At 42.4% G+C, this 26920-nt stretch carries 22 protein-coding genes and 1 pseudogene; 14 read left to right on the top strand and 9 right to left on the bottom strand.

Annotation, left to right across the window (positions count from 1 at the left end; genetic code table 11):
- Nucleotides 1-57: 57 nt before the first annotated feature.
- From Vgang_RS15640 to Vgang_RS15620, 5 genes are all read right to left on the bottom strand, one after another.
- Nucleotides 58-459 carry an MAPEG family protein gene (locus tag Vgang_RS15640; protein WP_105901749.1) on the bottom strand — a complete coding sequence of 134 codons (402 nt, stop codon included), beginning with the start codon at nucleotides 457-459 and terminating at the stop codon, nucleotides 58-60.
- Between the two features lie 175 nt (nucleotides 460-634).
- Nucleotides 635-1180, bottom strand: a complete 546-nt coding sequence (locus Vgang_RS15635; protein WP_105901748.1) for a CueP family metal-binding protein — start codon at nucleotides 1178-1180, stop codon at nucleotides 635-637.
- Nucleotides 1181-1254: 74 nt separating this feature from the next.
- Nucleotides 1255-1632, bottom strand: coding sequence for a hypothetical protein (locus tag Vgang_RS15630; protein WP_105901747.1), 378 nt, complete (start codon nucleotides 1630-1632; stop codon nucleotides 1255-1257).
- A gap of 74 nt (nucleotides 1633-1706) precedes the next feature.
- Nucleotides 1707-2222 (bottom strand): DUF2301 domain-containing membrane protein, encoded by a 516-nt coding sequence (locus Vgang_RS15625; protein WP_105901746.1) that lies wholly within the window; start codon nucleotides 2220-2222, stop codon nucleotides 1707-1709.
- A gap of 42 nt (nucleotides 2223-2264) precedes the next feature.
- Nucleotides 2265-3197: a M14 family metallopeptidase gene (locus Vgang_RS15620; protein ID WP_105901745.1), complete on the bottom strand. Its 933-nt coding sequence runs from the start codon at nucleotides 3195-3197 to the stop codon at nucleotides 2265-2267.
- A 91-nt stretch (nucleotides 3198-3288) separates the two neighbouring features.
- Here Vgang_RS15620 and Vgang_RS15615 point away from each other — a divergent pair, with 91 nt between their 5' ends.
- The 6 genes from Vgang_RS15615 (at nucleotide 3289) to galM (ending at nucleotide 11140) form a co-directional block, all read left to right on the top strand.
- Nucleotides 3289-4128 carry a DUF6279 family lipoprotein gene (locus Vgang_RS15615; RefSeq protein WP_105901744.1) on the top strand — a complete coding sequence of 280 codons (840 nt, stop codon included), beginning with the start codon at nucleotides 3289-3291 and terminating at the stop codon, nucleotides 4126-4128.
- Between the two features lie 188 nt (nucleotides 4129-4316).
- Entirely contained in the window at nucleotides 4317-6293 is a 1977-nt protein-coding gene (cpdB, locus tag Vgang_RS15610) for a 2',3'-cyclic-nucleotide 2'-phosphodiesterase (protein ID WP_105901743.1), read from the top strand.
- A 244-nt stretch (nucleotides 6294-6537) separates the two neighbouring features.
- Nucleotides 6538-7554, top strand: a complete 1017-nt coding sequence (gene galE / locus Vgang_RS15605; RefSeq protein ID WP_105901742.1) for a UDP-glucose 4-epimerase GalE — start codon at nucleotides 6538-6540, stop codon at nucleotides 7552-7554.
- A gap of 41 nt (nucleotides 7555-7595) precedes the next feature.
- Entirely contained in the window at nucleotides 7596-8675 is a 1080-nt protein-coding gene (locus Vgang_RS15600) for a UDP-glucose--hexose-1-phosphate uridylyltransferase (RefSeq protein WP_105901827.1), read from the top strand.
- A gap of 162 nt (nucleotides 8676-8837) precedes the next feature.
- Nucleotides 8838-10004: a galactokinase gene (galK, locus tag Vgang_RS15595; protein ID WP_105901741.1), complete on the top strand. Its 1167-nt coding sequence runs from the start codon at nucleotides 8838-8840 to the stop codon at nucleotides 10002-10004.
- Between the two features lie 80 nt (nucleotides 10005-10084).
- A complete protein-coding gene (galM, locus tag Vgang_RS15590; RefSeq protein ID WP_454894822.1) occupies nucleotides 10085-11140 on the top strand; it encodes a galactose-1-epimerase in 1056 nt (351 codons plus the stop codon).
- A gap of 86 nt (nucleotides 11141-11226) precedes the next feature.
- Here the strand turns inward: galM and Vgang_RS15585 are convergent, their stop codons facing one another.
- Both Vgang_RS15585 and Vgang_RS15580 read right to left on the bottom strand, forming a co-directional pair.
- Complete coding sequence (locus tag Vgang_RS15585) at nucleotides 11227-12177, bottom strand: siderophore ABC transporter substrate-binding protein (protein WP_105901740.1); 951 nt, start codon at nucleotides 12175-12177, stop codon at nucleotides 11227-11229.
- A 161-nt stretch (nucleotides 12178-12338) separates the two neighbouring features.
- Nucleotides 12339-13709, bottom strand: a complete 1371-nt coding sequence (locus tag Vgang_RS15580) for an MFS transporter (protein WP_105901739.1) — start codon at nucleotides 13707-13709, stop codon at nucleotides 12339-12341.
- 269 nt (nucleotides 13710-13978) lie between these two features.
- Here Vgang_RS15580 and Vgang_RS15575 point away from each other — a divergent pair, with 269 nt between their 5' ends.
- Together Vgang_RS15575 and Vgang_RS15570 are read left to right on the top strand one after the other, a co-directional pair.
- On the top strand, nucleotides 13979-14749 hold the full coding sequence (locus Vgang_RS15575) for a phosphatase PAP2 family protein (protein WP_170066822.1): 771 nt from the start codon (nucleotides 13979-13981) through the stop codon (nucleotides 14747-14749).
- 328 nt (nucleotides 14750-15077) lie between these two features.
- Nucleotides 15078-15992 (top strand): annotated as a pseudogene (locus tag Vgang_RS15570) (IS5 family transposase).
- Between the two features lie 185 nt (nucleotides 15993-16177).
- Here the strand turns inward: Vgang_RS15570 and Vgang_RS15565 are convergent.
- The gene (locus Vgang_RS15565; protein WP_105901738.1) at nucleotides 16178-17299 is read right to left on the bottom strand and encodes an ABC transporter ATP-binding protein; all 1122 of its coding nucleotides are present in this window, start codon (nucleotides 17297-17299) and stop codon (nucleotides 16178-16180) included.
- A gap of 286 nt (nucleotides 17300-17585) precedes the next feature.
- Between Vgang_RS15565 and Vgang_RS15560 the strand changes: the two genes are divergently transcribed.
- From Vgang_RS15560 to Vgang_RS15535, 6 genes are all read left to right on the top strand, one after another.
- Nucleotides 17586-18824 carry an extracellular solute-binding protein gene (locus Vgang_RS15560; protein WP_105901737.1) on the top strand — a complete coding sequence of 413 codons (1239 nt, stop codon included), beginning with the start codon at nucleotides 17586-17588 and terminating at the stop codon, nucleotides 18822-18824.
- 60 nt (nucleotides 18825-18884) lie between these two features.
- The gene (locus Vgang_RS15555) at nucleotides 18885-20195 is read left to right on the top strand and encodes a carbohydrate ABC transporter permease (protein ID WP_105901736.1); all 1311 of its coding nucleotides are present in this window, start codon (nucleotides 18885-18887) and stop codon (nucleotides 20193-20195) included.
- A gap of 12 nt (nucleotides 20196-20207) precedes the next feature.
- On the top strand, nucleotides 20208-21050 hold the full coding sequence (locus tag Vgang_RS15550) for a sugar ABC transporter permease (RefSeq protein WP_105901735.1): 843 nt from the start codon (nucleotides 20208-20210) through the stop codon (nucleotides 21048-21050).
- Between the two features lie 15 nt (nucleotides 21051-21065).
- Nucleotides 21066-22295 (top strand): glycoside hydrolase family 53 protein, encoded by a 1230-nt coding sequence (locus tag Vgang_RS15545; protein ID WP_105901734.1) that lies wholly within the window; start codon nucleotides 21066-21068, stop codon nucleotides 22293-22295.
- 18 nt (nucleotides 22296-22313) lie between these two features.
- Nucleotides 22314-24377: a beta-galactosidase gene (locus Vgang_RS15540; RefSeq protein WP_105901733.1), complete on the top strand. Its 2064-nt coding sequence runs from the start codon at nucleotides 22314-22316 to the stop codon at nucleotides 24375-24377.
- 181 nt (nucleotides 24378-24558) lie between these two features.
- Nucleotides 24559-25806 carry a maltoporin gene (locus Vgang_RS15535; protein ID WP_105901732.1) on the top strand — a complete coding sequence of 416 codons (1248 nt, stop codon included), beginning with the start codon at nucleotides 24559-24561 and terminating at the stop codon, nucleotides 25804-25806.
- A gap of 68 nt (nucleotides 25807-25874) precedes the next feature.
- On the opposite strand, the gene Vgang_RS15530 is transcribed toward Vgang_RS15535, so the two are convergent.
- Nucleotides 25875-26873: a substrate-binding domain-containing protein gene (locus Vgang_RS15530; protein ID WP_105901731.1), complete on the bottom strand. Its 999-nt coding sequence runs from the start codon at nucleotides 26871-26873 to the stop codon at nucleotides 25875-25877.
- Nucleotides 26874-26920: the final 47 nt, after the last annotated feature.

Below are 26920 nucleotides of genomic sequence, written 5' to 3'. Positions count from 1 at the left end.
CTAGAGCCTAGAGCCTAGAGCCTAGAGCCTAGGTAAGGTAAATAACTGGCTTGGACTTTATCCCGCCACGATCAATAAATTGATCCACAGTGCGAGTACACATAAGAACGAACCCCAAAAGGCCAAGGCGCGGTGTCTTACATTATTCGTACCCAAATGAATGTAACTGTGCAAATAACGAAATAGAACGAATAACCAAGCCACTATCAGTCCAAATTGGCTATCAATATGCAGGCTGACATATAAAGTACACACCACATAAAACAGAACCGGAATCTCAAACAAGTTGGCTAAATGTCGGTTAGTTTTCACGATCATATCTGGCAGGTTTTCACCTTGCATCAACTGAAAATACTTCACGCTGATTTGTTTGTTTTTGATACTGTTGATTCGCACTTTGAGAGTCACACAACCTACGATAAATACGAGCAGCACCATAGCAGCCATTGGGTAGAGCATAATGTTGTCCTTTTATATTGAATTGGCACAAGTTTAGTGAATACGTGTTTCACTGTCATTCAGATCGCTTTTTATTTTGATAAGAAAAAGCCCACCGATATTAACCAATGGGCCTGCCTTGTTTAGATGCCAATGCTTTTAGATGCTAGTGCTGTTTAGATGTCGCACATGAAGATTAAATCAACTGCATCGTTGTAATGCAGGTTCTTGCATCGTCGACGGTGCTTAATACTTCGGTGCTGGCTTTACCTTGGTAGGTGAAAGTCACTTGTAAGTGTTTACGATCTTTTGGCATCCATAAATCAATAAAGCCGTCTTTTTGTGTGGTTACCTGGCCGTATTTCAATACTTGTTTACTGTCCAAATCAACCACTTTGATCATCATGGTTTTTTCTACCATTTCACCTTGGCAACCGGTTGGAACGTGGTAGCCGCAAGGGTGGGTTTGGTTTTCGTAAGGGGCAATCGAAAGTAGGTGTTTATCTTTGGTTGGGATTTGCACTTGGCTACCATCACTAAATTTTGCCACTAAGACATTCGGCATCACTTGTACTGAGGCGGTGCCTTTACCGTGGTATTGATGTGACTTTTCTAACGCTTGCTCAGCGGTTAAACCTTTGAAATTGTCGGCTTCTGAAGCTTGAGCTGAAAGGGCAAAGACGGCTAAAACCGTGGCGATAGTGGTCGTGATAATGTTGCTTTTATTGATAAATAAGGTCATGTGATGTACTCCGTTTACGGCGAAAGATCGCCGTATAGTCAAAATATTGGGTGTTGCGCGCGAGGTACGCGAGATTAAAACCAAATAGATTGAATCGGAGGGCGAGACAAATTGGGTAAGGTTAACGCCGGAATGTTGTCTTGAGTGTCTTGATGTTTGGCAATGGAACTGGTGCTGGAATGAATGGCGAGCTCCATTGGCACTGTGGCTTGCATTGGCACGCAAGAAGCGCAATGGGGGTTACTGTGATCAGCCGTGTTGCAATTCACATCCGAAGCCATTGAGTCGTTATGTTGCTGCGCACATGGTGCGGTTTGGGTCATTTCATGCTGGTTTTGAGTCGTAATAGGAGCTGCAACACTGATGCTAGGTAATAGCGAAATGCTTGAAAGCACAAAGGCCATCAAGACGAAAAGCACTAGCTTAGTTTGTTGAAATCTAAAGTGATGCATGGCGAACCTAACTCAAAAATACCCGCAAATTATAAAGGTTCCCGCTAGGGCAAGGTCAAGCCCATTTGTGATTTTTAAACCTGAAATTTACTCTTATCACCAATATCAAAATGACAAGGTTGACGAAACTTCGCAATGCCAATGGTCAGCAATAGCAGGGCAGATAACCCGGTAACGAGATAGAAAAATGGCTGCCAAATAGGGAGCGCAAAACACACCCAAAATACGATAAGAACTAAGGGGGTTATGCGAATGAGGCGAATACGAAAGCAATAATATTCTTTTATTGATAGCCCGCACCATACCGCGACACTTGCGCCAACGGCGAGTGGAATAAAAACCTGAGCAGTAAGAAGACAAACCGCAAATAAAGCGCTGGCTTGAAGAAACCAGCGTATGGTTTTGTCATAAATATGCACACAAGCGGCAGCAATCAGAGCGCTAATAATCAAGAGCGGAATACCGATGCTTGCCGCGCCAAAGCCAACACAAGCAACCGCAATGGCTGATATGACAAAGCAACTGCGATAGGCAATGACGGTGGCGTAGTCAATGCGGTCGAGTTTTTCTTGATGATGAATATCAGCCATGATTAAGCACTCGTATTTACGTTACTTGGTTTGGTTTAGGGGTTATAACGATCGAATATAATCGAGCCCGCCCACAATCGCCGCCACTTGAGCGCGGTTACATTCATCGTCAGTTACTTTCGGGCTGTCTGGGTAGACCTCCGTTGTGGTGCAATATTGGCAATCGGTAAAGCCCGCGCATAGCCCTAAATCGACAAGTGGGTAATTAATCACGCCTTCTTGAGTCACATCCGATCCAATGATCTGGTTATTTTCATCGGCTGGGGCAATGTGGGTTACTTGTCGAACAGAATCAATAATGGCTTTTTGTAAGGCATCATCGTCTTTGTCAGTATCACCCACGGTGTAAAAACCGTCTGGAATACTGCCTTTGATGTATTCAATTCCATCACGCGCGGCCAGCGCAGGGCGGAATTCTAATTCATCGGTATCTGTAGTTTCGTGTAAATCAAAGTGCGCTAAAATCGATAGGCCAGAATCTGCCACCATTTTCATTATCGCGGCGGATTCTTGCGCTGGGCTATTCGCGACAAAATTGCGGTTGGGATCGAGCGCTTCTGGATTCCAGCGATTGATGGTTTCGTAACCCCAAGGGCTGATGCACGGTGCAATCAAGAAGTTAAATTCGGCTTCATAATCCTGGGCTTTAGTTTGAGCAAACAATAAAGCGCCATGCACGCCACTGGTTTCATAACCGTGTACACCCCCTGTGATCAATACCGTTGGCTTATCGGCTTGCCAGTTTAGCGTTTTCAATACAAACAGAGGGTAACGGCTTTCACCTACTGGGTTATTGTCATAGTGCAACTCGCCATATTGAGTGACATCAAACTTTGCTTTGAGCGCTTCAATTTTCGGCACGACTTCTTCAAAGTAAGAACGCTTAACGCGTGTTTGTTCTAGCCATTGGCGTTTTTCTGTTGTGCCCCAAATTTGACCGGGAGTACCGATCGGAAATGCATGAGTGAAAGACATGAAACATCCTTAATTTTATTGATTATTTTTATAGAGATCGCGGTATAAGCATATACACTGTTAGGTATTGTTGATTAACTTGAGGTTAGTGATGTTAAAACGTTGGTTTGCTCTAATCACCTTGCTGCTGTTAACGGGTTGCTCAACTCAGTTTTTCTATAATCGGCTAGATTGGTTTGCAGCGCAATACGTTGACCGCTATGTCAGCTTAAACGATAGCCAGCAAGCCATGCTGAAACAATCGGTGTGGAAGGTACGCCAGTGGCATCGTACGCAACAAATTCCCCTTTATATTGAAAATATCGACACACTTTTGGAAGTAAAACCGAGTGAGGTCACGCCCGCTAAAATCAGCGAGCAATTCTTTATTATTCGAGATTTTTCCAACCAAGTGGCTCAGCAAGTCATTCCTGAATTATACCCACTGTTTATGAGTTTAGAGCCAAAGCAAGCTGACGAGCTGTTTGATAATTTAGGGGAAGAATACCAAGAAGAATTGGTCGAGTATCAAAACCTGAGTCAGCAAGAACGTTGGGAAAAATCCGCAAAACGCATGCAAGAAGCGCTGGAAAGCTGGATAGGCGATTTATCGCAACAACAAAAAGACATGGTTACCAAATGGAGCATGCAGCGCCCACCGATGCGTGAAGATTGGATCAAACAGAAACAAATTAATAAATCGGAGTTGCAAGTGTTGTACTTACAACGCAATGATTCCGACGCCTTTAAGCAACGCTTCCTTTCTAGCCTACAGAATCCTGAAGCCCTATACACCAATGAGTTTGCCGACAAAGTGGATAGAAATCGGCAAATCACGTTTGAAATGTTAAGCCAAGCTATTCAAAACATGTCGGATAAACAGCTTGAACATTATCACGAAAAATTACGCGACTGGCGCGATATCTTGCAGGATTTGAATCGTCAGGGCTGACTTTATTGAGTTACTTGTCACAAAAATTTAACCGGAACGATCATATTATTGCTCTCGATTTGTTTAATAGATCTCACTTCTACCCTTCGTACTTGAAGTCGCAGCTATGTTGACACTGTTCATTCGCCTCGCTGCAACGCCAACTACTTTGGGTAGATGACCTTTTATCTCTCAGTTTGGAGCGTTGAATGAATATTGTGCGCCACACGCGATCGTTATCGCTGTTATCTCTTTCTGTCTTTGCTGGTGTGATCGGCCTGTCGAATCCTGCTTTGGCCGACACCATTAATCTACGTATTATCGAAACCACGGATATTCACGCTAACGTGATGGATTACGATTACTACAAAGATAAACCCAGCGACAAAATTGGCTTAGTTCGTGCTGCTACCGTGGTCAAAGAAGCGAGAAGTGAAGTCGAAAACAGTGTGCTGGTGGACAATGGCGATTTAATTCAAGGCAGCCCAATGGGTGACTACATGGCCTCAAAAGGTTTGACACCGGGTGAAGTGCACCCTGCCTATAAAGCCATGAATCTGCTGCAATACGATGTTGGTAACCTAGGCAATCATGAATTTAACTATGGTCTGGATTATTTAGCCGAAGCGACTAACGATGCAAAATTCCCTTATGTGAATGCCAACATTATTGATGCTAAATCCGGTAAGAATTACTTCAACCCTTACATCATCAAGCCTTATCAGTTCAAAGACACCGATGGCAAAACCCATGAAATCAAAGTGGGTTACATCGGGTTTGTGCCCCCTCAAATCATGGTGTGGGATAAAAAGAACCTGACCGGCAAAGTGCAAGTTAATGACATTAAACAAACCGCTGAAGCCTTTATTCCTAAAATGCGTGCGGAAGGGGCTGATGTGATTGTGGCGATCCCACATTCGGGTATCTCAACTGAGAAATATCAGCAAGGCGCAGAAAATTCAGTGTACTACTTAACGAAAGTTAAAGGCATTGATGCGATTACCTTTGGTCACTCTCACGCGGTTTTCCCAAGTAAAGAGTTTGCCAATGTTGACGGTGCGAATATTGCGAAAGGAACCATCAATGGGATTCCGTCTGTGATGCCGGGCCGTTGGGGCAGCCATGTTGGTGTGATTGACCTGCAATTAAAAGAGAAAGGTGGCAAGTGGGTGGTGTCTGATGGCAAAGCGGTGGCGCGTCCTATTTACGATGCTAACGAGCAAAAATCATTGGCAGTAGAAGATAAAGACATTAAGCAAGCTATTGAGCATGACCACGATGCGACTCGTAAATTTGTGAATCAGCCAATCGGGCAAGCCAATGATGTGATGTATAGCTTCTTATCGCTCGTGCAAGACGATCCAACCGTACAAATCGTCAACTTAGCACAAAAAGATTATGTTGAGCGTTTTATCCAAGGCGATCCTAGCCTAGATGGTATGCCGGTGCTTTCCGCTGCTGCGCCGTTTAAAGCAGGTGGCCGTAAAAATGATCCGGGTAACTATACCGAAGTGGAATCTGGCAAGTTAACTTTCCGTAACGCAGCCGACCTGTATCTTTACCCAAATACCTTAGTGGTGATGAAAGCGACTGGGGCAGAAGTGCAAGAATGGTTGGAGTGTTCGGCAGGCCAGTTTAATCAAATCGATCCAAACAGCGATAAAGTGCAGTCATTGATCAATTGGGACGGATTCCGTACCTATAATTTTGATGTGATAGATGGCGTGAATTACCAAATTGATGTCACTCAGCCAGCTCGCTACGATGGTGAATGTCAGCTTATTAATAAAGATTCTCACCGTATTGTTGGGCTCACTTATCAAGGCAAGCCAATTGATCCTAAGCAGGAGTTCTTAGTTGCAACCAATAATTACCGTGCTTATGGCGGTAAATTTGCAGGTACTGGCTCTGAGCATGTGGCGTTTGATTCACCGGATGAAAACCGCACCGTAGTCGCTGATTACATTAGCCGCGTGAGCCATGAAAAAGGCGAGGTCACACCAAGCGCTGATAACAACTGGTCATTTGCACCAATTAAAACAGATGCAGACTTGAAAGTGCAGTTTGAAACCTCACCAAGTGATCTAGCGGCAGATTTCATCAAAAACAAAGCGCAATACCCGATGAAGAAAGTCGGCACCGATGATGTTGGTTTCGCGGTGTATCAGATTGATTTGAAAAAATAACGCTTCATCTTTAGCGCAATAAAATGTGTAGCCCGACTATCTCGTCGGGCTTTTTATATCTTGGGATTTCTACGCGATTGTGATAATTTGTGTAAACGTTTACACATTTTGCACTAGATCACAGAACTCAATCCGCATAGATTGGTAGTATTTAATTATAGAAATTGACTGATAAGTAAGTGTAATCGTTTCCTGTTTGTAATGAGTCAGTTGCAATTTTGGGTCGAATGACATGGGAGTTGGAATGAAAGTATTAGTGACGGGTGGTTTAGGTTATATCGGCAGCCATACTTGCGTGCAGTTGATCGAAAACGGTCATCAGCCCATTGTGTTGGACAATTTATCTAACAGTAAGCAACAAGTGCTGAAACGTATTGAAAATTTAACGCAAGTAAAGCCTAAGTTTTATCAAGGTGATGTGCGTGATGAAGTGTTTCTTGATGCGATATTTGCTGAAAACGATATTCAAGCAGTGATCCATTTTGCTGGCTTGAAAGCGGTAGGTGAGTCGGTAGAAAAACCTTTGGAATACTACGATAACAACGTCAACGGTTCTTTAGTCTTGGCTCGCAGTATGCGCAAAGCGGGTGTGAAGAACCTCATCTTTAGCTCTTCTGCCACCGTGTATGGCGATCCTGAGCAAGTGCCCATTACCGAAAGCTCACCAACGGGCGCGACCACCAACCCTTACGGTCGCAGCAAATATATCGTTGAAGAATGTTTGAGTGATTTATTTGTTGCTGAAGACGATTGGAGCATTGCTTTACTGCGTTATTTCAATCCAGTTGGCGCGCACCCGTCAGGCACCATGGGGGAAGACCCGCAAGGCATTCCTAATAACCTTATGCCGTTTATCGCTCAAGTCGCGGTTGGTCGCCGAGAAAAATTGGCCGTCTTTGGGGATGATTATCCAACGCCAGATGGTACGGGCGTACGTGATTATATTCATGTCATGGATCTGGCGGATGGTCATTTAGCCGCGTTGAATAAACTCAGCGATAAAGCTGGTTTGCACATTTATAACCTCGGCACAGGCAAGGGCAGCAGTGTCCTCGATATGGTGAATGCCTTTTCGGCCGTGTGTGGACACGATGTGGCTTATGAGATTCAACCGCGTCGTCCGGGTGATATTGCCGAGTGTTGGGCAAGCACCGCCAAAGCAGAACAAGATCTAGGTTGGAAAGCGATACGTGATGTCGCCGAAATGAGCGCGGATACCTGGCGATGGCAATCAAAGAATCCAACGGGTTATCAAGATTAATCGATGTCGGAATTAACAGATTTAAGTGAGTGGAAATGAGCATATCAAATACAGAATTTAACCCCGTCGATCATCCGCATCGTCGTTATAACCCATTAACGGGTCAGTGGATTTTGGTGTCGCCACACCGCGCTAAACGCCCGTGGAGTGGTCAAGATGAAAAGCCAGTGATTGGCAGCATTAAGCCGTATGAAGAAGGCTGTTTTTTATGCCCAACCAATACCCGTATTTCTGGCGATGTGAATCCAGACTATAAAGGTACGTACGTTTTTCAAAATGACTTCGCTGCGTTGATGCCAGACTCGCCAGACGCGCCACCAGCAACTAATCCTTTATTTAAAACGCAAGGTGTACGTGGGCTCAGCCGAGTGATTTGTTTCTCACCGGATCACAGTAAAACTTTGCCTGAATTACCGGTAAATCAAATTCGCAATGTTGTGGACACATGGAATGAGCAAATTGAAGAGTTAGGTCAAGACTACGTTTGGGTTCAGGCATTTGAAAACAAAGGCGAAGCCATGGGTTGCTCACAACCGCACCCACACGGACAGATTTGGGCTAATAGCTTCCTACCTAATGAAATTGAACGTAAAGATAAGCACCTGCGTGATTATTTCCAACAGCAGGGCAGCAACTTGCTGGTGGATTATGTTGAAGCAGAATTGAAAGACGGTGCGCGCACTGTGGTGGAAACCGAACATTGGCTGGCTGTGGTGCCTTACTGGGCAGCGTGGCCGTTTGAAACTATGTTATTGCCGAAAACACACGTTAAGCGCATGAACGACTTAAGCGACGCCCAGCGTGATGATTTGGCACTGGCGATCAAAAAACTGACTTGCCGCTACGACAACTTATTCCAATGTTCATTCCCATACTCAATGGGTTGGCATTACGCACCCTTTTTTGAGAACGAAAAAGTTGAGAATGACAGTGATCAAACCGATAAAAGCACCGAACATTGGCAGTTACACGCTTTGTTCTACCCGCCGTTATTACGCTCAGCCAGCGTGAAAAAATTCATGGTCGGTTATGAAATGCTAGCCGAAAGCCAGCGCGATCTCACCGCAGAACAAGCCGCTGAACGATTAAGAGCCCAAAGCGAAAAGCACTATAAGGGATAGGAAAAGACGGTGCTCGTTGCTCGGAATTCGAGGGCGAGCCTTGGTCAATTAATTAATCCGCACCAACCCACTTTAATTTAAGGTCATCATGCGTTTGCAATGGTGAATACGTGGATCTTTGAGTAACGAGAATCGAGCCACGAGAAACGATAAGGTCTTATTATGACAGAACGTACAAAACAACTTATTCAAGCTGTATCTGGTGCTTTTGAAAGCGTCCTGGGTTATTCAGCCAAACATATTATTCAAGCGCCGGGTCGTGTGAATTTAATTGGTGAACATACTGACTATAACGATGGCTTTGTGTTGCCTTGCGCCATTGATTATCAAACGGTTGTCGCGGCGACAAAGCGTGACGACCATATCGTGCGTGTCGTGGCTGTAGATTATGATAATCAAGTCAATGAATTTGATATTTCAAAGCCACTTGAGTTTGATAATGACGTGATGTGGGTGAACTACATTCGTGGTGTGATTGATTGTTTGCAAAAGCGTGGCTATCAATTTAAAGGTGCGGATATTGCGGTCAGTGGTAACGTGCCTCAAGGTGCGGGTTTAAGTTCATCGGCGGCGTTAGAAGTGGTGATTGGTCAAACGTTCAAGACGTTATATAAGCTTAATATTTCTCAGCAAGATATCGCCTTAAATGGCCAGCAAGCGGAAAACGAATTTGTTGGTTGTAACTGTGGCATCATGGATCAGCTTATTTCGGCAGCAGGTGAGCCGAATCATTCTTTATTGATTGATTGCCGTTCATTAGAAACACAAGCGGTGTCGATGCCAGAAGATATGGCGATTGTGATCATTAATTCCAACAAAAAACGTGGCCTGGTGGATAGCGAATACAACACACGTCGTCAGCAATGTGAAGCGGCGGCAGAGTTCTTTGGTGTCAAAGCCTTACGCGATGTCACGATAGAAACCTTCAACCAACGTCAATCAGAATTGGATGAAGTCGTGGCTAAACGAGCTCGTCATGTGATCACTGAAAATGACCGTACTGTGGAAGCGGCACAAGCTCTGCGTAATAACGATATGGCGCGTTTGGCAGAATTAATGGAGCAATCGCATATTTCCATGCGTGATGATTTTGAAATCACTTGCCCAGAAGTGGATGCGATTGTTGAGATCGTGAAAGCAGTGATTGGCAAACAAGGTGGCGTGCGTATGACTGGCGGCGGCTTTGGTGGCTGTGTGGTGTCGTTAGTACCGCCGACCTTAGTTGATGCGGTAAAACAAGCGGTCGAAGCGCAATATCAAGCCAAAACCGGCTTAAAAGAAACCATTTATGTGTGTAAAGCGATGGATGGCGCTGGAGAAGTGGTATGAGTGAGAGTGGTATCATTGCCAACGCACAGTTATATCGATCAGTTAGTGGATCAGAGCTTACAGATGTTGAATTACAACGGATGAATGAGCAAATGACTCAAACACATTGGCTAGATGGCTCGCCAGCCAATCTTGTCCATTTGTCCAATGCAAAGGGCATGACGGCATCTTTTATGGATATAGGTGCGACTTGGTTAAGTGCGCGAGTGCCAGTGACTGGCAAACTGCGCGAAGTATTGCTGCGTGCAAACAACATGCAAAGCCACCTTGAACAAACCGCATATTTGGGTGCTATTGTCGGCCGCGTTGGTAACCGCATCGCGAAAGGTCAGTTCGAACTGAATGGACAGCAATATCAGCTTCCACTCAATAATGGTGAAAATTCATTGCATGGCGGAGAGGTTGGGTTTGATAAACAGCGTTGGCAGATTAAAGCTCAAGATTCTCAATCGGTGACTTTCTCATTGCTGTCGGTTGATGGTGACCAAGGTTATCCGGGGAATATGCAAGTCGAAGTGGAATATCAACTCACCGATGATAATCAAGTTGTGATCCGTTATTTTGCCACGACAGATAAAGACTGCCCGATTAATCTTACCAATCATGCTTATTTCAATTTGGGTGGGGAAGGTTCCGGTTGGTCAGCCAAAGATCATGGTTTACAAATATGTGCACCATATTATTTGCCGACCAATACTCAGTTAATTCCAACTGGGGAACTCAAGGCGAGCCAAGGCACCTCATTTGATTTCAGCCAGATGAAGAAAATTGGTGCGGATTTCTTAACGGATGATGATCAAGATATCGCCAGTGGTTATGACCATGCTGTTGTGTTTGAGCCTGAGCGTTGTGACGGCAAACAGGTGGTCGCACAGTTGGTGTCACCTAATGACGATCTCATCATGCAAGTTTTTACCACCAAACCAGCGATGCAACTCTATAGCGGTAATTTTTTGGCAGGTACTAATGGAGCCTCGAAGTCATATCCAAATAATTATGGCGTGGCATTAGAAACTCAGTTTTTACCTGATGCGCCTAATCATCCTGAATGGGTGGAGTTGAACTTAGGCGAGTCGATTTTGAAAGTGGGCAAAACTTATCAACATCAAACCTCATATAAATTCCTTTCCGCGTGATTTTGATGATCAGTTAATGAAAAAAATCGAGAAATGAAAATCGTTGCAGCCCAATCAAGCTGCAACTTTTTTATTTATGGCTTGTTTTATTTTTGAAACTGCTTGGTTAAGTCATTAACCGTATTCATGATGCTTTGATAGCCACCCGTTACGATATACCACTCAGTTGGGTTGAGATAATACACATGGCCAGCTTGGTAAGCCTCCGTGTTACCTAACTTCTCTGAAATGGTTTTTTCCGCTTCACCTTCACCACCGGTTGCCTCGTCACGATCAAGGACAATTAACCAATTCGGCTTGTTCGCTATAGCTTGATCTAAGCGTTGCTGGCGCTGTTCCTGCATGGCTTTCGCTTCTGGTGAACCTGGTTTTGGACGTGATTTTGATGCTGGTGCTTCCGCCGCTTGTGCAACAGAGTTAAGACCAGTTAGTTCATACAACATGCCAAAGCGTTCACCTGGCGCATGTACCATTAAGTTGCCTTTCATTGTAAATAGTACAAGGCCGGAACCTTGTTGTTTGCCTAATGCTTGCAGTGATGACACCGATTGATCAAGTTGACTGATTAATTGCTGCGCTTGGTCTGCACGATCAAAAATTTTACCAAACAGTGTAATGTTGTGCTCAACGCCATCAAGGAAATGAGTAGGATTAATGGTTACATCTATGGTTGGTGCAATTTTGCTGAGATCGCCATAAGCCGCTTTCGAACGACCTGCTACGATGATCAGATCCGGTTGCACTTTCTTGAGCGCTTCAAAGTCAGGCTTAAATAATGAGCCGACTTTGGTAAATTTCTCATCTTCATACTGGCTTAAATATTGTGGCCAAATTGCTTTAGGAACCGCGGTGGCTTGCACGTCCAGCGCTTGTAGCGTATCTAAACTGGCTAAGTCAAAAACCGCAATTCGTTTAGGCTGCTCCTTGATAACGGTTTCGCCTTGTTCATGTTTAATGGTAAGAGGGTAGGCATGAGCCACTTGCGGGAAAGAAAATAGACAGCCTAGCAACGCCGTCCAATAAGCCAGTTTTTTCATGTGTCATTCCTTGTAAGATAGGTTTTGTAATTGCTGCAAATGATAATAATTATCAAGTTGATTGATTATCTATGACAAGGAAAGTTTGGATAGGTCGAAAAGTAAAATAGGCCGTACCAATAATGGAACAGCCTAAATAGATGTAGCAATAGAATGTAAATTTATTCAGCTTTCGGTTGAGTCAAACGTAAACTACTCACAATCGCCGCGGTAATCGCAAAGCCTGCGGCTAACATCAGTGATGCATGAGTGCCGTTATCGTGGAACATATTAAACATCAATGCGACTAATGCCGCACCCGTACTCTGGCCTAGTAAACGCGCCGTACCTAGCATGCCACTCGCTCCGCCACTACGGTTGCGAGGCGCTGACGAAATAATAGTGTGATTATTCGGTGATTGGAATAAACCAAAGCCCGCACCACATAACATCATCGGCCAGATAATATTAATGTCCGCCGGATTTTGCGGCAGCATGACTAACGCAATCAAGCCCGCGGCCATGATCGCCATACCGATACCACCCAGTAGCCCTGCGTGAACACGTTCAATTAAATAACCGGATAAAGGTGCCATCACCATCGTCGCTAACGGCCAAGGTGTGAGCAATAGCCCTGTTTCTACTTCCGAACGTCCTAATGTGGATTGCAAAAAGAACGGCAGTGACACCATCGCCAGCATTTGCGCACAGAAAGAACAAACCGAAGTACACATAGAAAGAGAGAAAATCGGGATCTTCAATAAATCAATCGGCAACAATGGCACCGGCAGCTTTAATTGGCGGCGAACAAAGAAGTAGCCAATTACCGCTACACCAAGTAACTCAGCTACGATCAGAGTGGTTGAATGGCCTTGCGAAAAACCAGAAATAGCCGAAATCAATAAACCAAACGTCAGCGCATTCATGATAGCACTGGGAATATCAAATTTTTGCCCTGCGGATTTATCTTGGTTTTTTGGCAAGAACTTAAAAGCGAGAACCAATGCAATGATCCCAAGCGGAACATTAAGTAAGAACAGCCATTGCCAGGATGCGACCGATAAAATCGCCGCGGCTACCGTGGGCCCAGCGGCTGCCGATACTGCCACAATAAAGGAATTGATTCCCATCCCTCGGCCTAAAAATCGTTTAGGGTAGATCAAACGAATCAAAGCGGTATTGACACTCATCAGCGCCGCACCACCGAAACCTTGTAACACGCGTGCTAGCGTTAACATTTCTAGGCTGCTAGAGAGAGCGCACAATAAGGACGTGACGCAAAATACCCCTAATCCGATTTTATAAACGCGGCGATAACCGACCAAATCTCCAATAAATGACATGGACAACAAAGAGACAATAATGGCGATTTGATAAGCGTTGACCACCCAGATGGATTCGGCAGGGCTGGCATTCAAATCAGACGCAATGGTTGGCAGAGCAACGTTGGCAATCGTGCCATCCAATACCGCCATTGTGATGCCAAGGCCGATGGTAAAGATCGCGCCGATCCGCTGCGGATTCGGTAAACCGTCAGGTTGAGAAGTATTCATAGTGCTATGCGGCCACAAAAAGTGAGTAGGAGAGACATATCTTGTAACACACAAACTAGCAAGCTAAGGGCGATAAAGCAATCAGTGCTGTGAATCACATGGTTTTCGAATGGGCTATATATGACTGATGTTAAAGGCTTTTGTTATATAAGTGGTACAGATGTTACCGGCGATTCAGATTATTGATAAATATCGAATTTTGGTTGCGAATTAAGAAATCTCTGGTTAGCCTAATCATTTCAATAAATATTAATAATCATGAGGTTAGTGTGGCTAAAAAGAATGTGTATTTGTGGTTGGCGTTTATTTGGCTTGGGCTTGCTATCACTCCAGCAACGCTATTGGTGACTCATCAGCAACTTTTCCCGCGTTTTGACCTCACTCATTGGGTAGCCGATTCTTTGTTTGCCCTGACTTCAACCGGTACCGCGCCTTATGCTGTGATATCGGTTTTGGTTTTCTATGCCATCAGTTATTGGTTTATGCCCAAAATACAGTGGCAAAGAATGCTATTGGCCGTTACCTTGAGCCTCACCATCAGTTTTACCTTGAACCATGCTTTAAAGTCCTACTTTGAAGAGCCGCGCCCCAACGCGACTTGGTTAAGCCAGCAAACAAATTCGCCATTAGACTTAGAGACTTTCTATCAACAGAACACTGAGCAGCGTCGTGACATTATTCAGTCCGCTTTAGAGCAATATCGCGATGCACAAGATCCAACGCAACTTCACACTAAGCCAGGGCTTGTGGTTTCAATACCATTACAAAAACATTGGATTCACGAAGTGGGGTACGCTTTCCCATCGGGGCATACCATTTTCGCCATTACCTTAGTACTCACCGCCAGTTACTACTTATTACTCTCAGGCGCGACAGGACTCAACATCGTCGTATTCTTGTGGGGATTAAGCATGGGCATCAGCCGTATGATCTTAGGCATGCACTGGCCGCAAGATGTATTGGCGTCAACTTGTATTGCGGTGTTGATCAGTAGTTTGAGTGTTGTGGTGGTGAATCGGGTTGTTAAGGGCAAAGAGTAGGGTGTGGGTTTGTTGTGATGCAGTTGGCTATCTTTGTTCAAATAAATGAGCCTACTCAACTATTGTCATCCCGCACATGAGCCTAAGCGAAGAAGATGCGGAATTTGGCTTTCAAGTCAGTTTCATTGGTGAAAGAGATTCTGAGTATTTCGTTCTTTTTATAATGATGGCGTAATAATGGGAAGTAGAACTAAGATTGAATATATATTTGATTTTATGTGCTATTTTCAATTTAGATAACTAATATGCGGATTTGTTGCTTAAATCGATGGAACTAAATCAAAAAGCTACGATCTGCTCGGCTATACCCATCAATCGTCGTAGCCTCATGCCAAAACCTCGTTACAAAACAACTAACTGGAAGCAGTACAACAAAGCCTTAATCAACCGCGGTTCTCTGTCCTTTTGGATTGATGAGGAAGCGATAGCCGAGTGGAAGCAAAACAAACAAGGCAAGCGTGGTAGACCTCGCCGATTCAGCGACTTAGCCATTACTACCGCTCTGATGGTGAAACGCGTTTTCTCTATGCCATTGAGAGCGCTGCAAAGTTTTTTAGACTCAGTATTTAAGCTGGCTAACCTCCCGTTTGTTTGTCCAAACTACACCTGTATAAGCCGTCGAGCTAAGGAAGTTGAGGTTTCATTTAAAACTAAAACCAGGGGGGCGATACAACACCTAGCCATTGATGACACAGGCCTCAAGGTTTATGGCGAAGGTGAATGGAAGGCCAAGAAGTATGGTACTGACGGGAAGCGTAAAGTTTGGCGTAAGCTACATATCGCAGTAGATACCAACACCCACGAAATAGTCACAGCAGAGCTGAGCTTATCTAACGTAACCGATACCGAAGTACTTCCCAACTTGCTTAAGCAGACACGTCGCAAAATCACTGAGATATCAGGCGATGGCGCTTATGACACAAGGAATTGCCATGATGCCATACGAAGCGAGCAGTTCCGCTCATTCCCCCAAGAGAAGGAGCAGCCTTCTGGGAACAAGGGCATCCTCGTAACTTAGCGGTAGGTTGCCAGAAGCTCTACGGCTCCAACAAGAAGTGGAAAAAGCGGTATGGTTATCATAAGCGCTCTCTGTCAGAGACCGCAATGTACCGAGTAAAACAGTTGCTAGGTGGGAAATTAAGCCTAAGAAATTACAATGCTCAGGTTGGCGAGTTACGCTATGATTAAAGCGCTGAACAAGCTTACAGGGCTTGGTATGCCTGAAACACAGTATGTTGTTTAAGAACTGAGCAACATGGAGCTACCATGTCTTCTCACCGAATTAAGCAACAAAGCCAGTTTATTACACTTTTTAACTACCATTAAGAACAAATGTAATAATAAAAAAACCACAATACAAAAGTGAATATTGTGGTTAGGATCAAAATAAAACTTAAGATTGGTAATAAATCAAAAAGTAAACTTAAATTATGATTTGATCTTTTTTATCGATATTTCCTTTTTATGGACTGAAATGTTTTCTGCATTTTTATCAAATAAATGAATGGAATTAAAGTCAGTATATAATTTTATATTAGTATATGGATCAATATGGTAATCACCAGGTGTTAGGAATTTAAATCCATCGACGCCATCACATTGTCCAAAAATATAAGTACTGTTACCTAAGCGCTCGACAACCTCGGTGTGGAAATTAAACTCAAGATCACTTTGTTCTATAGAAAGGTGCTCCGGTCTCACGCCTAACGTAATTTTATCTCCAATTTTGCAGGCCTTTGTTGCAATAGGAAGTGTGACAATTTTTTTGCTTTCTCCCAGTTTTAAAGTGAGGCTATTTTCATTCCATTGTTCAACAGTGGCATCAATGAAATTCATTTTAGGTGAACCAATAAAACCAGCAACGAATTGGTTGAGTGGATTAAAATAAAGATCCATTGGTGTACCAACTTGTTCTATTTTACCCGCTTTCAATACGACTATTTTGTCAGCTAAAGTCATGGCTTCGACTTGGTCGTGTGTTACGTAAATCATGGTGGACTTTAATTCCTGATGCAGTTTGGCGATGTGCAATCTCATATCTACACGAAGCTCTGCATCGAGGTTTGATAAAGGTTCATCAAATAAAAATACATCAGGATTACGAATAATGGCACGGCCGATGGCGACACGTTGTCGTTGGCCACCAGATAGTTGAGCTGGTTTGCGATCGAGTAGGGCTTCAAGTTGTAAAGCTAACGCGGTGGCATGGACTCGCTCATCAATTTCAACTTTAGGCGTTTTCTTTACTTTCAGTGCGTAACCCATATTTTCTGCCACAGTCATGTGCGGGTATAATGCGTAAGATTGAAATACCATTGCAACGCCACGGTCAGATGGTGCTACATCATTGACTACCTTGTCATTAATAGACAGTTCGCCTTCTGTAATATCTTCAAGTCCAGCGATCATTCTTAATAACGTCGATTTACCGCAGCCTGATGGTCCGACAAAAACAACAAATTCGCCTTCATCAATTGATAAATTCACATTGTGAATAGTTTGAACAGAGTCAAATCGCTTCACAACGTTTGAAAGAGTTATTGAACCCATGAGCAGTCCTCTCGTCTATGTACGCAATTGATATATGGCATACATTTATATTTGTATTTTTTGAAATTTTGATGAGGCTAACTTATACCTAAAAATAGTTTGTGTAAACGTTCTCTTTTTTTTGGTTTGTTTTTTGTGTCAGCGCTCACGATTATTTAAGTTGCCACTGGAATAAAAGGGTTTGCAGGAGTAATTTGGTTGGGTAATCGTTATCAAAATTGTTGTTTGTTTGTGAAACATGAAGCTAATCGGTTAACTAACCTCATTATAAAAACAAGGAGACGTTATGAAGAAGCGTTTAACCTACAAAGTTCTTTCTGCCATGGTCCTTTCAGGTATTGCTCTTAACTCTACCGCTGTACTAGCAAGTGGGAAATTATTAGTTTGGGAAGATATCAAAAAATCCATTGGTAACGAAGCCGCAACCAAAGCATTTGAGAAAAAATATGATGTTGAAGTTAATGTGGTTGAGTTGCCATACGGTGGTCAAGTGGAATCTTTGCGTATGGATGGCCCTGCGGGAACTGGCCCTGATGTCATTACCTTACCTCATGATCAGATTGGTAGTGCTGCGATTCAAGGCTTGCTTAGCCCAATGAAAGTAGATGAAAGCATCACTAGTATTTATACACAATCAGCCTTAGATGCCCTTACTTATAAAAGGACTTTGTATGGTTTGCCGAAAGCAGTCGAAACCTTGGTAATGGTGTATAACAAAGATAAGCTGGCTGAGCCGCCAAAAACGTTAGATGAAGCGTTAGCGATCTCTAAGAAGGCGCGTGAAAATGATGAATATGGCATGTTAGCCAAATGGGATGAAATTTATTATGCCTACGGTGTAGTTAAAGGCATGGGTGGTGACATCTTTGGTTTGAATGCTGATGGCTCTTATAACTCAGAGCAAATTTTATTAAATTCAGACGGCGCAGTAAAAGCAGGCCAATACATTGAGCAATTTTATAAAAGTGGCGTATTACCATCAGGTATCATTGGTGATTCAGGCTTGAATGCGATTGACTCTCTATTTACAGCGAAAAAAGCTTCTATGGTAATTACCGGCCCATGGGCTTTCCAACCTTACAAAGAAGCTGGTGTAAATATTGGTATTGCTCCTCTACCAAAATTACCGAATGGTGAACCTATGAGTTCATTCTTAGGAGTGAAATCAAACAGTATTTCAATCTACTCAAAAAACAAAGAGTTGGCACAAAAATACATTGAGTTCATTAACAACTATGACAATTCTAAAGTTCGCTTTGAGAAGACTGGCGAAGTTCCAGCCGTCTCTGCCCTGGTGAACGATCCTGTGATTAAAAATGATGAAGGTGCACGCGCTGTGGCAATGCAGGCAGAATACGCAGTTCCTATGCCATCCATTCCAGAGATGAATGAAGTATGGGCGCCTGCCAACAGTGCACTTCAATTAATTGCAACGGGTAAACAAGAACCAAAAGCAGCGTTAGATAATGCTGTGCAATCTTTACAAATGCAAATTGAAGCAAACCACGCAATGATGGGCCAATAAGGAGTTGATACATCAGGCCTAGTATTTTATTAGGCCTGATGTGCGACTTGGAGAATGTATATGTCTGTAGTATCTGACAATCAAACCGGTTTTACCAATGCCAGCTTAAGTAATCATCGCTATGTTGCAGCGTTTCTTGCGATTATCCCAGGCTTTGGACAACTGTATAATAAACAATTTTTAAAATCCTTTACCTATTTTGTCTTTTTATTCAGCTTTATTGGGGTGTTTAAAGGATTTATTACTCACGGTTATTGGGGGCTGTTCACATTAGGTGAGAGTGTTCCAGAAGATAACTCCATTTTCTTGCTTGCTGAAGGTATTATTTCAGTCATTATTTCTGTGTTTGGTTTAGGCGTTTATTATTTCTCAATTAATGATGCTTATGCCAATGGTAAGTTAAGAGATCAGGGTAAACCACTTAATTCAATTAAAAAACAGTATCGCACTTTAATTGAATCTGGCTTTCCATATTTAATGATTTCTCCAGGTTTTATCCTGCTAATATTTGTGGTTGTTTTTCCCATTGTTTTTGGCTTTGCGATTGGCTTTACAAACTACAATTTATATAACTCACCGCCAGCGAAACTTGTTGATTGGGTAGGGGTGCTAAATTTCATCAATATCTTCAAAGTAAATTTATGGCGTAATACCTTCTTCGATGTATTGCAATGGACGGTCGTTTGGACTCTATTAGCAACCACATTGCAATGTAGCGTTGGTGTGCTATTAGCTATTTTAGTTAACCAAAAAGATCTAAAATTTAAACCTTTAATCCGTACTATTTTTATTCTTCCGTGGGCGGTGCCTGGTTTTGTGACCATTCTAGTCTTTACCGGTATGTTCAACGAAACATTCGGTGTTATTAATAATGTCATTCTTGATGCTATCGGTATTGACGCTAAGCCTTGGTTAACCGATCCATTCTGGACCAAGACCGCATTAATTATGATTCAAACTTGGTTAGGTTTTCCATTTGTGTTTGCGATGACAACTGGGGTGCTTCAAGCCATTCCAAATGATCTATACGAAGCGGCAAAAATTGATGGTGCAAGTCGATTTCAGCAATTAAAAACAATTACTTTACCTTTGGTTTTATATTCAATTGCTCCGATTTTGATTACTCAATACACGTTTAATTTTAACAACTTTAATATTATTTATCTGTTTAACAATGGTGGTCCAGCAGTCATGGGCAGTAATGCGGGTGGTACGGATATTCTTGTGTCGTGGATTTATAAGTTAACGATGTCTTCATCTCAATATGCAATTGCTTCTGCTATTACCTTATTGTTATCAATATTTGTAGTGGGTATTGCGCTGTGGCAATTCAGAATGACGAATTCTTTTAAAGAAACAAATGGCAGATAGAAGGTATAACTTATGAGCATTAAAAGAAGTAACATGATAAGGCTTACTCTCAGTTATCTGCTTATTATCGCAGTCAGCATTATCATTATTTATCCCTTAATATGGACAGTCGGTGCGTCTTTTTATCCTGGTAATAGCATTATGGGTGAATCGATTATTCCTGATAACCCGACTTGGGCGCATTATCAAGAGCTATTTTCAGGTGAAAAAGTGGCCTATTTAACTTGGTACTGGAATAGCTTAAAAATAAGCGTACTGACCATGGTTCTTACATTGATTAGCGTGTGTTGTACAGCTTATGCCTTTTCTCGTTTTCGTTTTAAAGGTCGTAAAAATGGTTTAATGCTGTTTTTGTTATTGCAAATGATTCCACAGTTTTCAGCACTGATTGCCATCTTTGTACTGGCTCAAATGCTGGGTTTGATCAATAGCCATTTGGCGCTTGTGCTGGTGTATGTGGGCGGCATGATCCCGATGAATACCTATTTGATGAAAGGCTATCTTGATGCCATTCCTAAAGACTTAGATGAATCAGCTCGTATGGACGGTGCGGGTAACTTCCGAATCTTTATTGAGATCATTATGCCGTTATCTAAGCCGATTATTGCTGTTGTGGCGCTGTTCTCATTTACTGGTCCATTGGGGGACTTCATTCTTTCTAGTACCATTTTACGAACGCCAGACCAATACACCCTACCTATTGGCCTATACAACTTAGTTGTTGAAAAAATGGGAGCAAGTTACACCACTTATGCTGCTGGTGCTGTGTTAATCGCGATACCGGTCGCAATCTTATACCTATCATTACAAAAATACTTTGTTTCTGGTCTTACAGCAGGTGGAACAAAAGGTTAAAAGAAGGACTCTTGTATGCAAAATTTGAAAGTGCTTGCGCTTGCTAGTGCAATATCCATTGGCTTAGTAACGGGATGTGGTTCAACCACATCAACCAATACTGAAAATACAACGGAAACTGCTCAGATTATTCCGGCAGAAGTGAGCAGTGAGTTTATCAAAGGTGTGGATTTGTCCATGGTGCCTGAAGTTGAGGCTCTAGGAGGCAAGTATTATGACAATGGTATCGCTCAAGATCCGGTTAGAATTTTAAAAGATCATGGTGTGAACTATGTTCGCATGCGTATTTGGGTGGATCCCCAAACTCTGGATGGTAAGCCATATGGTGGCGGTAATGTCACATTAGAGCGCGCTATTGAAATGGGTAAGCGCGCGCACGAAAACGGCATCAAATATTTACTCGATATTCATTACAGTGATTTTTGGACAGATCCTGGTAAGCAAGTGAAACCGAAAGCTTGGGCTAAATTGTCATTTGATGATCTGGTTAAGCAAGTAGGCGAGTACACTGACCAAGTGATGCTAGCTCATAAAGATGCTGGTGTAATGCCTGATATGGTTCAAGTAGGTAATGAACTCAATTCAGGCATGTTATGGCCAGACGGAAAAAGTTGGGGTGGGGATGGACATGAGTTTGAACGTTTAAGTAAGTTGTTAAATGCAGGTATTCACTCAGTTCGTTCAAGTTATGCTCATCCTAGTGATGTAAAAATCATGCTGCATTTAGCAGAAGCAGGTAAGAATGAAACATTCCGCTGGTGGTTTGATGAAATTGAAAAAAATGGCGTGACCGATTTTGATGTGATTGGTATGTCCTATTATCCGTATTGGCATGGTCCAATGGCGGATGTGAAATCAAACATGCTTGATGTAGAGCAACGTTATAACAAGCCGATCGTTATTGTTGAAACGTCATACGCTTACACCACTAAAAATGGTGATGAGCTTGAAAATAGCTATACCGGTGAAGCACCGTTCGAAAATTACGAAGTGAGTGTTACTGGCCAAGCACATTTCTTGAAAGACTTAATGGAAATGGTGAATGCTGTACCAAATAACGAAACTGGTGGGATTTTCTATTGGGATCCAGCCTGGTTACCAGTAAAAGGCGCGACTTGGGCAACTAAAGCGGGAATGGATTATGCGGATGATCAATGGAAACCTGGTAATTCTTGGGATAATCAGTTGTTATTCGATTTTAATGGTAACGTTTTACCAAGCGTGAAAGTTTTTGAAGATAAATAACCAAGAAGTGACTATCAAATGACTAAATTTAATTCTATTGTTCCTAAAGCAAATGTGTTGCTTCATGGTGCAGATTATAATCCAGAACAATGGTTAGATAGACCCGATATCTTAGAAAAAGATATTGAATTAATGAAGCAATCGAAATGTAATGTGATGTCTGTTGGGATATTTAGCTGGGCAATGCTAGAACCAACCGAAGGCGAGTTTAATTTTTCATGGTTAGATGAAACATTAGAGCGTTTGCATAGCAATAATATTAATGTTTTCTTGGCAACACCAAGCGGTGCTCGTCCAGCATGGCTATCACAAAAATATCCTGATGTTTTGCGCGTAGGTGGTAATCGACAAAAGAACTTGCATGGTGAGCGTCACAACCATTGCTTTAGTTCGCCAAATTACCGTAAAAAAGTCACCATTATGAATGCGAAATTGGCTGAGCGTTATGCGCATCATCCTGCGGTGATTGGTTGGCATATCTCAAATGAGTACGGTGGTGAGTGTCATTGTGATTATTGTCAGGATGAATTTAAAACTTGGCTAAAAGAGAAATATAAAACCTTAGATAATTTGAATCAGGCTTGGTGGAGTACTTTCTGGAGTCACACCTACAGTGATTGGTCTCAAATTGAGTCACCATCTCCTATTGGTGAAAACTCTGTCCATGGCCTGAAATTGGATTGGAAACGCTTTACGACGGATCGTGTGACGGATTTTTGTCGTCATGAAATCGAACCATTAAAAGCTGTAAACCCTGAATTGCCAACCATTGCTAACTTCATGGAATATTTTTATGACTTCGACTATTGGAAGTTAGGCAAAGCGATCGACATTATTTCTTGGGATAGTTACCCACTATGGCATAAAGGCGAGAATGATCTCGAGCTAGCCTGCTATACCGGTATGTACCATGATTTGATGCGTACGATAAAATCACAGCCTTTCTTACTTATGGAGTCAACACCGAGTCAAACGAACTGGCAGCCAATTACTAAGCTGAAAAAACCAGGAATGCACCTTCTAGCTTCAATGCAAGCGGTGGCTCACGGCTCTGATTCTGTGCAATATTTCCAATGGCGTAAAAGCCGTGGTTCGGTTGAAAAATTCCATGGTGCAGTGGTCGATCATGTTGGTCATTTAGAGACTCGTGTCGGTAAAGAAGTCATCGCGGTAGGTGAGACGCTCAATAACGTGAGTGAGCTAGTGGGTAGCCGTACTCAAGCGGATGTCGCTATCATTTTTGATTGGGATAGCCGTTGGGCAATGGATGATGCATCTGGCCCTCGTAATGAAGGTTTGCATTATGAAAAAACGGTGACTGAACAGTACCGCACTTTCTGGGAGCAAGGCATTAACTGTGACATCATTGAACAGTTATCAGATTTTTCTCCTTATAAAGTCCTCGTTGCGCCAATTCTTTACATGATTAAACCGGGCGTAGCGGAGCGTATCGAAGCGTTTGTTAAAGCTGGAGGTACGTTTGTTGCCACTTACTGGACTGGTATCGTTAATGACACCGATCTTTGTTTCTTAGGCGGTTTCCCTGGCGGTTCTGAAAGTCCATTACGGAAAACGCTAGGCATTTGGGCGGAAGAAATTGATTCATTGTATGATGAAGAGCGTGTCGATATTTCCTCGCTCCAATCCAATCCACTTGGTGTTACTGGCCAGTTTGAGGCGAAGCATTTATGTGAAGTGATTCATCTTGAAGGAGCAGAGGCGGTTTGTGAATATCAAAGTGATTTCTTTGCTGGGCAACCGTGTGTCACCGTCAATCAGCACGGTGCAGGCAAAGCCTATTATGTTGCCTCAAGAAACGATGAATCATTTAATCGTGAGTTCTACTCTAAAGTGATTGCAGATTGCGGTTTGAAAAACCAATTAGGTATTCAGTTACCTAGTGGGGTGGTGGCCACTACTCGCCATAACCAAGACAATCAATATCACTTTATTATGAATTTTAATGCACATAATGAGGTGCTTGATCTTGGAGAGAATACCTATATAAATCTTGATAGCAATAAAGAGATTTCTGGTCATGTCACTCTTTCTTCTTATCAGGTTATGATTTTAAAGAAATAAGTTAATTATTATTTAAACGAGAGCCCTAAGATATTTCTTGGGGTTTTTTTATTATTTGAACTTGATCGTGTAAACGTTTTCATTTTGTGATGATTATCGTTATTTTTATAAATGTAGTTTGTATAATTAATGTGCTTTTAAAGTCTAATTAGAAACGGAAATAATAAGGTAGGAGTTTACAATGAATTTTAAAATCAAACCTCTCATCCCTGCATTGATACTTGCAACACTTTCCACTTCAGCTTTAGCGGTTGATTTCACGGGATATGTACGTTCTGGTCTCGGGGTGTCAACTAATGGCGGTGGATTAAGTGGTGATGATAACTACGAAAAATCTATGCTTGGTCGTTTAGGTAATGAGTACGATACGTATAGTGAGATTGGCCTAGGTCAAGAGTTATATCGCGATGGTGACAAGAGCTTTTATTTTGAAAGTATGTTCGAAATGTCTGCAAATGGTGATTTAGAAAATGAAGGCACCATGGATGATAGTGCAAACTTTGGTATTAAACAGTTAAATATCCAAGCGAAAGGTTTCATCGAGTCACTGCCAGAAGCAACTATCTGGGTGGGTAAGCGTTTCTACCAACGTCACGATATTCATATCATCGATACTAAATATTGGAATATCTCTGGTTATGGTGTTGGTATTGAAAATATGAAATTTGGTGATGGACCGGGTGCACTGTCGACAGCGGTAATTCGTGGTGACCAAGATGGCTTAAATGTAAATTATCTTGATGTTCGTTATGCTGGTTTGTCTCCATGGGAAGGTGCATGGACTGAGTTTGGTGTTGACTATGCTCTAACAAACCCAACAGACCAAGAAAAGAAAGATGGTAAGGATTTTGATAATGGCGTCATGGTCACTGCAGAAATTAGTCAATCATTTTCTCTTGGTTACAACAAAACCGTTTTACAATATGCAACCTCTGGTTTAGCCCAAAATATGATTTCTCAAGGTGGCGGTTGGTTTGATGCTTGGAGTGGTACAAGTGTAAACGATGCCACTGGTTTCCGTATTATTAACACTGGTGATACACAGATTACTGAAAACTTCATGATTGATCATGTTTTCACTTATGGATATGCAGAAGACATTGATGAATTTACCGATAAGACAGACATGCTCTCAATTGTTCTTCGCCCAACTTATTCTTGGAGCAAACATAATAAGACCGTGTTTGAACTTGGTTATTTTGAAAGAACAGATAAATACACAAGTGGTGATGAATATAAAACGGGTGGTAATAAGTTTACTATCTCTCAGGTGTTGACATCGGGTAAAGACTTTTTTGCAAGACCAGAGCTACGTATTTTTGCTACTTATATTAAAAATACAGAACGTGATGGATTTAACTCTGTAGATGGAGTATTCCAAGATGATGACGATATTCGTATCGGTGCACAAGTAGAAGCTTGGTGGTAAAGCTTTCTAGTCACGAATAAAATGGCTAGCAATCGCTAGCCATTTTTTACGGAAATTGAGATATAGAATTACAGAGTTTTGATAGATAAGCGTTTTACCAAAGTAGGTATAAACATGTTGGTTTCTGCTTCAGCTTGTTCATTGTGGGCAAGACGTAATGCTAATTGAGCCGCTTTTTCTGCCATCATTTGAATCGGGTAGCGCACCGTAGTGAGTTTAGGGTGTAAGTACTTTGCAATCAAACCGTTATCAAAACCAATAATCGACATATCTTCAGGCGCTTGAATGCCATTTTCATCTAAAACGGATAAAGAGCCAGCCGCCATATAATCATTGTAGGTCGCAATTGCGGTTAATGGCAGTCCCTTGGCTAGTAAATTAGTCATTGCATGCTCACCACCTTCTTCATCAGGAGAGCCGTATTCGATATAGTTTTCCGAGTGCGTGAGACCATTTGCTTTTAACGCTTCTAAATAGCCGGCTTTACGCTGGTAAGTATCTTCAATGTCATGATTGGAACAAATATAACCTATATGCTTATGACCATTTTTGATTAGGTACTCAGTCGCTAGATAAGAACCTTTATGGTTATCTAGTGCAATGCAACGATGGGAAATTTCAGGTATGAATCGGTTAATTAACACCATGCCAGGAATTTCGTTGGCAAATTCTATCAACTCTTCACTCGATAAACCTTTACTGTGAATAACCAGCGACTCACAACGGTTATTGATTAACAACTCAATGGCTTCTCTTTCCTTTCTCGCTGAATGATAGCCATTGCCGATCAAAAGGTGTTTACCATTCTTACTGGCAATAGTATCAATTGATTTAACCATACTGCCAAAGAAAGGGTCGGAGACATCGCCTACTAATACACCAATAGTTTGTGTTGATTGGCTGACTAGTGCCCTTGCTGCTGCATTAGGACGGTAGCCAAGTTTTGACATCGCAGCATTTACTGCTTCAATAGAGCGTTTGCCTGCTTTAGGGGATTTGTTTAACACGCGAGATACAGTCGCAACAGAAACATTTGCCTCTTTGGCTACATCTTTTATGGTTGCCATATATGCCTTTACAGATAATTTAGATTTAATATGCTATCTATTGTAAA

Source organism: Vibrio gangliei (assembly GCF_026001925.1).
Taxonomy (GTDB): Bacteria; Pseudomonadota; Gammaproteobacteria; order Enterobacterales; family Vibrionaceae; genus Vibrio; species Vibrio gangliei.
Note: the sequence above shows the minus strand (reverse complement) of the source record. Positions and strands in the feature narration are given on the sequence as shown.

Excerpts from the sequence above, each read along its gene's own strand:
- Vgang_RS15640 (WP_105901749.1), bottom strand. The coding sequence starts at position 459 with ATGCTCTACCCAATGGCTGCTATGGTGCTGCTCGTATTTATCGTAGGT.
- Vgang_RS15635 (WP_105901748.1), bottom strand. The coding sequence starts at position 1,180 with ATGACCTTATTTATCAATAAAAGCAACATTATCACGACCACTATCGCC.
- Vgang_RS15630 (WP_105901747.1), bottom strand. The coding sequence starts at position 1,632 with ATGCATCACTTTAGATTTCAACAAACTAAGCTAGTGCTTTTCGTCTTG.
- Vgang_RS15625 (WP_105901746.1), bottom strand. The coding sequence starts at position 2,222 with ATGGCTGATATTCATCATCAAGAAAAACTCGACCGCATTGACTACGCC.
- Vgang_RS15620 (WP_105901745.1), bottom strand. The coding sequence starts at position 3,197 with ATGTCTTTCACTCATGCATTTCCGATCGGTACTCCCGGTCAAATTTGG.
- Vgang_RS15615 (WP_105901744.1), top strand. The coding sequence starts at position 3,289 with ATGTTAAAACGTTGGTTTGCTCTAATCACCTTGCTGCTGTTAACGGGT.
- cpdB (WP_105901743.1), top strand. The coding sequence starts at position 4,317 with ATGAATATTGTGCGCCACACGCGATCGTTATCGCTGTTATCTCTTTCT.
- galE (WP_105901742.1), top strand. The coding sequence starts at position 6,538 with ATGAAAGTATTAGTGACGGGTGGTTTAGGTTATATCGGCAGCCATACT.
- galK (WP_105901741.1), top strand. The coding sequence starts at position 8,838 with ATGACAGAACGTACAAAACAACTTATTCAAGCTGTATCTGGTGCTTTT.
- galM (WP_454894822.1), top strand. The coding sequence starts at position 10,085 with ATGAATGAGCAAATGACTCAAACACATTGGCTAGATGGCTCGCCAGCC.
- Vgang_RS15585 (WP_105901740.1), bottom strand. The coding sequence starts at position 12,177 with ATGAAAAAACTGGCTTATTGGACGGCGTTGCTAGGCTGTCTATTTTCT.
- Vgang_RS15580 (WP_105901739.1), bottom strand. The coding sequence starts at position 13,709 with ATGAATACTTCTCAACCTGACGGTTTACCGAATCCGCAGCGGATCGGC.
- Vgang_RS15565 (WP_105901738.1), bottom strand. The coding sequence starts at position 17,299 with ATGGGTTCAATAACTCTTTCAAACGTTGTGAAGCGATTTGACTCTGTT.
- Vgang_RS15560 (WP_105901737.1), top strand. The coding sequence starts at position 17,586 with ATGAAGAAGCGTTTAACCTACAAAGTTCTTTCTGCCATGGTCCTTTCA.
- Vgang_RS15555 (WP_105901736.1), top strand. The coding sequence starts at position 18,885 with ATGTCTGTAGTATCTGACAATCAAACCGGTTTTACCAATGCCAGCTTA.
- Vgang_RS15550 (WP_105901735.1), top strand. The coding sequence starts at position 20,208 with ATGAGCATTAAAAGAAGTAACATGATAAGGCTTACTCTCAGTTATCTG.
- Vgang_RS15545 (WP_105901734.1), top strand. The coding sequence starts at position 21,066 with ATGCAAAATTTGAAAGTGCTTGCGCTTGCTAGTGCAATATCCATTGGC.
- Vgang_RS15540 (WP_105901733.1), top strand. The coding sequence starts at position 22,314 with ATGACTAAATTTAATTCTATTGTTCCTAAAGCAAATGTGTTGCTTCAT.
- Vgang_RS15535 (WP_105901732.1), top strand. The coding sequence starts at position 24,559 with ATGAATTTTAAAATCAAACCTCTCATCCCTGCATTGATACTTGCAACA.
- Vgang_RS15530 (WP_105901731.1), bottom strand. The coding sequence starts at position 26,873 with ATGGCAACCATAAAAGATGTAGCCAAAGAGGCAAATGTTTCTGTTGCG.